Annotated in this window: 4 protein-coding genes and 2 pseudogenes; 2 read left to right on the top strand and 4 right to left on the bottom strand. The window is 73.0% G+C overall.

The window, feature by feature from the left end; all coding sequences use genetic code 11:
* The 3 genes and pseudogenes from NCC78_RS32730 to NCC78_RS26295 all read right to left on the bottom strand — a co-directional run.
* Positions 1–134, bottom strand: a pseudogene (locus NCC78_RS32730) (putative RNA methyltransferase); the annotation flags it as partial.
* A gap of 390 nt (positions 135–524) precedes the next feature.
* Positions 525–815: pseudogene (locus NCC78_RS26300) on the bottom strand (putative RNA methyltransferase); the annotation flags it as partial.
* A gap of 94 nt (positions 816–909) precedes the next feature.
* Positions 910–1,056 (bottom strand): hypothetical protein, encoded by a 147-nt coding sequence (locus tag NCC78_RS26295; RefSeq protein ID WP_250797828.1) that lies wholly within the window; start codon positions 1,054–1,056, stop codon positions 910–912.
* A 342-nt stretch (positions 1,057–1,398) separates the two neighbouring features.
* Here NCC78_RS26295 and NCC78_RS26290 point away from each other — a divergent pair, with 342 nt between their 5' ends.
* Positions 1,399–2,478 (top strand): adenosine deaminase, encoded by a 1,080-nt coding sequence (locus NCC78_RS26290; protein ID WP_250797824.1) that lies wholly within the window; start codon positions 1,399–1,401, stop codon positions 2,476–2,478.
* 35 nt (positions 2,479–2,513) lie between these two features.
* Here NCC78_RS26290 and NCC78_RS26285 read toward each other — a convergent pair whose 3' ends face one another.
* Complete coding sequence (locus NCC78_RS26285) at positions 2,514–2,927, bottom strand: hypothetical protein (RefSeq protein WP_250797823.1); 414 nt, start codon at positions 2,925–2,927, stop codon at positions 2,514–2,516.
* A gap of 384 nt (positions 2,928–3,311) precedes the next feature.
* On the opposite strand from NCC78_RS26285, the gene NCC78_RS26280 reads away from it, so the two are divergent.
* A partial coding sequence (locus tag NCC78_RS26280) for a sensor histidine kinase (protein ID WP_250797822.1) occupies positions 3,312–6,015 on the top strand: 2,704 nt, incomplete at its 3' end.

Raw genomic sequence — 6,015 nt, 5'->3', positions numbered from 1 at the left:
CGGGCCGCCCGGCGCAGCGCCGGCTTCGACACGTCCAGGGCCAGACCGGCGGCGTCCGGCAGCGCCGCCAGCACCGCCGCGAGGTGCCGGCCCGTCCCGGCGCCGGCGTCCACGACCAGGGGGTACGCCACGGGGCCCGGAACCTGCGGACCCGACGTATCGGATCTGTCCGCTGGGCCAGGCGTGGCCGGCGTGCCCGGCGTGCCCGGCGTGACTGGCGTGCCCGGCGTGCCGGAGGTGTCGGGCGTTGCTGGCCTGTCTGGCCGACTTCCTGGCGTGCCTAGCGTGCCGGGCGTGCCAGGCGTGCCCGGCGTGACGAGCGTGCTGGGCGTCCCAGACGCGCTGGACGTGCCGGGCGTTCCGCGCGTCCCAGATGTGCTGGACGTGCCGGGTGGGCCCGGCGGGTCCTGTCCGGCCCGGAGGTCGTCGTCCGGGCCCTTTGCTCTGCACCCACCGGCGCGACGGTCACCCTCGGTAGCCGTCGCTTCCGCGGGTGCAGAGCAAAGGGTGTGTGCGGTGGTTGGTGGGGGTGCCGTGCTCAGCCGGGTCACGGCCTCGATGGCGGCCTCCGCCAGGGCGGTCGATATCAGGTCGTAGTGGCCGGCGGCCAGGAAGTCCGCGCGGGCGGCCACCATCTCGGCGGTGTCCCCGACGTGCGGGGCGCGGCCGGCGAGCAGGTTGACGTAGCCCTGCCGGGCCACGTCGAAGCTGTGCCGGCGGGGGCAGCGCAGCGCGCGGGCGGTGCCGGCGGCCACTTCGGTCAGCGGCTGCGCGCAGACCGGGCACTGGAGCCGGTCGACGATGCGGGGGTCCACGTCAGGCGTCCGGGTGGTTCAGCACCACGCGCACCCGGCGGTGGTCGTCCTCGCACCGGTGCGGGTCGAGCGTCTTCTCGAGGTGCTCACCGGCTCATTCTCGCAGCCGGCGCCGGTCGGCCCGCCGCTCCGCCGGGTCCGGCTCGGTCAGGTGGTCGACCACCCGCTGCGTGAGCGCGTCCAGCGCGGCGATCTCGTCCGGAGTCAGCAGGTCGATGAGGTGCCGGCGGACCGCTGCCACATGACCGGGGGGCCGCCGTCTCGATCGCCTCCGCCCCTGCGGGAGATCCGGGGCGAACACCCCCGACTGGGCCGACTACCGGTGGCGATGGCCGCCGACGGCCGGGTCGTGCTCCGGCCATCGAGGCCGAGGGGCTGCGCAAGCGGTACGGCGACCTCACCGTCGTGCGGCTCTACGGCTGGCGCCTCTGACCCGGCCCGCCCGGATGGGCCGGCGCGGATGGGCCCGCCGGATCGGCCGGCGCGGATCGGTCCGGCCGGATCGGCCGGGCGGCCGATCTCGGACGGCCACCCCCGGCCGGTCCCGTCGTCGGGCCGGTCGCTGCCTGACTAGGGTCGGAGCATGGTCGCAACTATCCGACACGAGGACATCGTCAAGGTCCCCAAGGCGCTGCTACACGATCACCTCGACGGCGGCCTGCGGCCGGCGACGATCGTCGAGCTGGCCGCCGAGGCGGGCCACGAGCTGCCCACCACGGACCCGGAGGCGCTGGGCCGCTGGTTCGTGGAGGCGGCCGACTCGGGGTCGCTGGAGCGCTACCTGGAGACGTTCGCCCACACCGTCGCGGTGATGCAGACCGCGTCGTCGCTGCGCCGGGTGGCCCGGGAGTGCGCCCAGGACCTGGCGGCCGACGGGGTGGTCTACGCGGAGGTGCGGTACGCCCCCGAGCAGCACCTGGAGCGGGACCTGAGCCTGGACCAGGTGGTCGAGGCGGTGCTGGCCGGGTTCGTCGAGGGCAGCGAGCTCGCCGCAGCGGCGGGCACGCCGATCCGGGTCGGCACCCTGCTCACCGCCATGCGGCACGCCGCCCGGTCCCAGGAGATCGCCGAGCTGGCTGTCCGGCACCGGGACGCCGGAGTGGTGGGCTTCGACATCGCCGGCGCGGAGGCCGGCTTCCCGCCCACCCGGCACCTGGACGCCTTCGAGTACCTCCAGCGGGAGAACTTCCACTTCACCATCCACGCCGGCGAGGCGTTCGGCCTGCCGTCGATCTGGCAGGCGATCCAGTGGTGCGGGGCGGACCGGCTCGGCCACGGGGTGCGAATCGTGGACGACATCACCCCGGGGTCGGAGCCGGTGCTCGGCCGGCTGGCCGCGTACGTGCGGGACAAGCGGATCCCGCTGGAGCTCTGCCCGTCGTCGAACGTGCAGACCGGCGCCGCCGCCTCGATCGGCGAGCACCCGATCGGGCTGCTGCGTGACCTGCGGTTCCGGGTGACGGTGAACACGGACAACCGGCTGATGAGCGGCACCTCGATGTCGCGGGAGATGGCCCTGCTGGTGGACGCCTTCGGCTACGGCTGGAAGGAACTCCAGTGGTTCACGATCAACGCGATGAAGAGCGCCTTCATCCCCTTCGACGAGCGACTGAAGATCATCGACGAGGTGATCAAGCCGGCGTACGCCAAGCTGCTGGGCTGACCACCGACCGGCCGCCGCGGTCGGCGGCGGCCGGGTCAGGACCGGTGCGGATGGCCGGCGAGCAGCCCGGCCACGCGGTGCAGCACCTCGCCGGCCCGGGCCGCCTCCGCGCCCAGGCCGGTCTGCCGCCGCAGCACCGCCGGCTCGGCGCGCAACAGCGCCAACCCCCGGCGGACCAGCACCCGGGGGGCCTTCCGCTGCTCGGCGAGGTCGCGGGCCAGCCGGCGGACGAAGGTCGCCCCGCGCGGTCGCCGCAGCGCGTACGCCCCGGCGAGCAGTCCCCGGCGGCGGCACTCCTCGACGATCTCGGCCGCGAAGATCCCTTCGGCCACGAAAAGTGGCGAACCGGCCAGGTGAAATGGCCGGGTGGCCACCTTGCGGTCCTCACCGATCGCATAAACCGGCACTTCGGCCTTGCCCTCCCGGGCCAGTCGGGCAATCGTTTCCACGGCCGCCTCCGCGTTCCAGGACCGGGGAGAATCCCAGTCCACCAGGCCGTTCTGTCTCGGCAACGTAGGGTCATCGCCGTCCCGGTAGAAGTCGTCCAGGCACAGCACCGGAAGACCGGTTCGCTGTGCTATGTACGACTTTCCGGAGCCGGAGGGGCCGGCCAGCAGGACAACGCGGTGGGGATGTTCCATTACCTTCAGTCACTCCGGCCAGACAGACTGCGATCAAATTGCATCAACATCTCATCACACGCTCGGCAACCGCCAACCTGGGCTTTCTCTTTCCGGACCGGCGTGATGGAATCTCGGATGGTCCGACCCGCCGGGTCGGCCGCTGGGCGTTGCCCGGGGCAACGCGGACGCTGAAATCGCGAGGGCGGTGACGTGAGCAAACGGCCAAAGACGGCGGGCTCCTTCCTGTCGCGGCTGCGCCGGCCGGCTGGCCGGCTCCGCGACATGCCGATCTGGTCCAAGCTCGGTCTCATCATGATCGTGCCGACCATCGCCACGGTCGTCGTGGGAACCAGTGGTCTGGTCGACCACCTGGAGACACTCAACAATGCCAACCGGGCCGGCGATCTCGCCAGCCTCGTGGGCTACTCGGGTGACCTGGTCGACACCCTGCAGGACGAGCGCACCAACGCGAGGCGCCTGCTCGGTGTGCCGAAGGGTAAGGACAACAGCCGCTTCCGCAAGGCGTACGAGGAGGCCAACTCCCGGGTCGACAAGGCCAAGGGGCCGTACTCCCGGCAGCGGGCCGAGGTCGAGGACCTCCCGACCAACTTCGAGAGCCTGCTGCGCCAGATCGACCAGACGCTGACCGACCTGCCCGGCACCCGCAGCCAGGTCTTCAACGGCAAGCTCGGGCTCGTCCCGGCCGAGCAGACCTACGAGGGTCTGATCGAAAAGCTGTTGAGCGTCCGGGACTCGGCGACCCAGCTGGCCGGCGACAACGACCTGAGCGACCAGATGCGCGCCTCGACCGCCGTCGCCCGTAACAAGGAGTTCTTCTCCAACCAGCGGGACGTGGTGCACCAGGCGTTCATCCAGGAGCAGCTCACGCCGGAACTGCGCAACCAGTACATCGCCTCCGTCACCGGCCAGACCCAGGCGGTGCAGAGCTTCAACGTGGTGGCCAACCAGAGCTACCAGGAGTTCTACCGCCAAACCGTCGCCGGCCCCGACTTGCGTGAGGCGCTCGCCTACAACAGTGTGTTGCGTGGCCTCTCCGACGCGGGCAGCCTGGCGAGCGCGCCGTTCAACGCGGACGAGTGGGACGCGGCCATGGTCGCCCAGGCCAAGCTGCTGCGCACGGTCGAGGCGAAGATCGACCGCGACGTAGTCGCTGTCGCCGACGACCTCCGCTCCGACGTGCAGCGCCAGGTCTTCCTGGAGACCGGCCTGCTGCTCAGCATGCTGCTGCTGGCCATCCTCTTCGCCTACCTGGTCGCCCGCTCGATGGCCCGCTCCCTGCGCGACCTGCGGCAGGGCGCCCTCTCCATCGCCCAGTACGGGCTGCCCCAGGCCGTGGCCCGCCTGCGCGACCCGCAGGTGACCGGCCAGCTCTCCCCGGTGCAGCTGGCCAACCAGATCGCCGAGCCGCTGCCGGTGCGCAGCCGGGACGAGTTCGGCCAGGTGACCGAGGCGTTCAACGCGGTCCACCTGGAGGCGGTCCGCACCGCCGCCGAGCAGGCCGCGCTGCGCGCGTCCGTCGCGACGATGTTCGTCAACCTGGCCCGCCGGTCGCAGATCCTGGTCGACCGCCTGATCGGTCACCTGGACCGGCTGGAGCGCGGCGAGGAGGACCCGGACCGACTGGCCGAGCTGTTCCAGCTCGACCACCTGGCCACCCGGATGCGCCGCAACGACGAGAACCTCCTGGTGCTCGCCGGCGCCGACTCCACCCGCGTGCAACGGGAGCCGGCCGCGCTGATCGACGTGCTCCGGGCGGCCCAGTCCGAGGTCGAGCACTACACCCGCATCGAGTTCGGGATCATCGACCGGGACATCGAGGTCGCCGCGCACGCCGTCAACGACCTGGTCCACCTCGTCGCCGAGCTGTTCGACAACGCCACCGCCTTCTCCCCGCCGGACTCCCAGGTCATGGTGGAGGCCCGCCGGGTCGGCGACCGCGCCTCGCTCTACGTCGAGGACCGCGGCATCGGGATCAGCGGAGAGCAGCTGCGCGACCTCAACGAGCGGCTCGCCACGCCTCCACAGGTGGACGTGGCCGTCTCCCGGATGATGGGTCTGGTCGTGGTCGCCCGGCTGGCGTCCCGGCACGGCGTCAAGGTCGAGCTTCGTCCCGGCGGCGACCGGGGGACCGTCGCGGACGTGACGATGCCCACCTCGGTGCTGGTGCCCCGGGCGCTCTCCGGCCGCGGGCAGCCGTCGCTGCCCGGCCCCGGCCCCGGGCCGGTGCCGGCCTTCAACAACCCGCAGTCGTCCGGTCCCGCGCCGGCCTTCGGCGCGCTGCCGGCGCTCGGCCAGCGCCCGGCCAACCCGGTGCCAGCCCAGCGTCCCGGTGAGTCCGGCAACCAGGTCACCCTGGGCGGCCGGCCGTTCGACCCGGCCCCGCGCAACGGTGCCGGCACGCCCTCCTCGGCCGGTGCGATGCGCTCCATGCCGGCCTGGTCGGACCTGACCGGAGCCAGCGGAGTCAACGGCGGCGACGCGTACACACCGCGTACCTCGAACGGCCAGCAGATCGACCCGCTTCCGCAGCGGCGGACGACCGGGGACGACCCGGACGCCACCGGGCAGCAGCAGGTCATCCCGCGTCAGCTGCCGAGCAGCCCGGAGACGCGGCCGTACTCGGCGCCGCCGGTTCCCCCGGTCTCCGCGCCGCCGGTCCCGTACTCCGCGCCGCCGGTGTCCAGCCCGCCGGTCTCCGGCATGCCGGTCTCCGCCGCGCCGGTGTCGGCCTCGCCGGTCTCCGCCGCTCCGACCTCCAGTCAGCCGTACTCCGCGCCGCCGACCTCGCCGTTGCCGCAGCGTCCGGTCTCCGGCACCCAGGCCCCGAGCGCACCCGCGCCGCCGGCCTGGCCGCCGGTCCCCGGGGCGGAGCGGGACCCGGCGACCCCGCCGG

The sequence above is a fragment of the Micromonospora phytophila genome (assembly GCF_023656545.1).
GTDB classification, from domain to species: domain Bacteria; phylum Actinomycetota; class Actinomycetes; order Mycobacteriales; family Micromonosporaceae; genus Micromonospora; species Micromonospora phytophila.
This window is presented reverse-complemented; position numbering and strand designations above follow the sequence as displayed.